General features: G+C 71.6%; 2 protein-coding genes. Both read left to right on the forward strand.

Going from position 1 to position 1,351, the window contains the following annotated elements:
• A partial coding sequence (locus G6016_RS10485; protein WP_182632604.1) for a FecCD family ABC transporter permease occupies positions 1-666 on the forward strand: 666 nt, incomplete at its 5' end.
• On the forward strand, positions 663-1,351 hold a 689-nt coding region (locus G6016_RS10490), incomplete at its 3' end, for an ABC transporter ATP-binding protein (protein WP_182632605.1). The genes G6016_RS10485 and G6016_RS10490, both read left to right, overlap by 4 nt.

Raw genomic sequence — 1,351 nt, forward strand, 5'->3', positions numbered from 1 at the left:
GCCGCCGCCTCGGGCCTGGTCCCGGCCGCGGCGTTCGCGGGCGGCATGATCGCCGTGCTGGCCACCTACGCCCTCGGCAGCAGCGTGGGCGGGGGCCGCAGCGAGGTGGTGATCATCCTCGCCGGCGTGGCGGTGGCCGCGTTCGCCAGCGCCATCCAGACCTTCTTCATGCAGCGCCACGACGACACCCTGCGGCAGGTCTACTCCTGGATGCTCGGCCGGCTCACCACCAACGGCTGGGCCGAGGTACTGCGAGTGCTGCCGTATGTGGTCGTCTCGATCGCCGTGATCTTCCTGTTCCGCCGCATGCTCGACGTCATGGCCGTGGGCGACGTGGAGGCCGCAACCCTCGGCATCGCCCCGTCGCGCGTGCGGATGATCCTCATCAGCGTGGCCACGCTCGGCACCGCGGCGGTCGTATCTGTCTCGGGCCTCATCGGGTTCGTCGGCATCGTCATCCCCCACGCCGTGCGCATGATCATCGGCCCCGGCCACCGTCTGCTCCTGCCGGTGTCCCTGCTGGTGGGCGGCGCGTTCCTGGTGCTCGCGGACGTGGTGGCGCGCACCGCGATGAGCCCGTCCGAGCTGCCGATCGGCGTGGTCACCGCCGCGATCGGCGCCCCGTTCTTCATGGTCGTCCTGCGTCGCAGCCGGGGTCAGATATGAGCGCCGCCATCACCTGCCGCAACCTGCGCGTCTCCCGCGACCGCACCCCGATCCTGCACGGCGTCGACCTGACGGTGCCCGCCGGTTCGTGGGTGTCGCTGGTCGGCCCCAACGGCTCCGGCAAGACCACCCTCATGTTCGCGCTCGCGGGCCTCATCGGATCCACCGGGCACGTCGAGATCGAGGGCATGACCCCACGTGGGGTCGGACGCCGACGCCTGGCCCGCACGGTGGCGATGATGCCCCAGCGACCGGTCGTCCCGGAGGGCGTCACGGCCCACGAGCTGATCGCCCTGGGCCGCACACCCCACATCCCGCGATTCGGGACGGAATCGGCCAGCGATGTCGTCGTCGTCGACACCATCATCCACCGGCTCGACCTGCACGATCTCGCCGGGCGCATCGCCACCACCCTGTCCGGCGGCGAGCTCCAGCGGGTCGTCCTGGCGCGCGCGCTCGCGCAACAACCGCGCGTCCTCCTGCTCGATGAACCGACCAGCGCGCTCGACATCGGGCACCAGCAGCAGGTCCTCGATCTGGTCGATGAGCTGCGGCGCGAGACCGGACTGACCGTCGTCGCCGCGATGCACGATCTGACCTCTGCGGCGCAGTACGGCGAGCGGTTGGCGCTGCTCGCCGACGGGCGGGTCGTGGCGGACGGGCCGCCCGGTGAGGTGCTCACCGC

It is taken from the genome of Dietzia aerolata (assembly GCF_014144865.1).
GTDB classification, from domain to species: Bacteria; Actinomycetota; Actinomycetes; order Mycobacteriales; family Mycobacteriaceae; genus Dietzia; species Dietzia aerolata.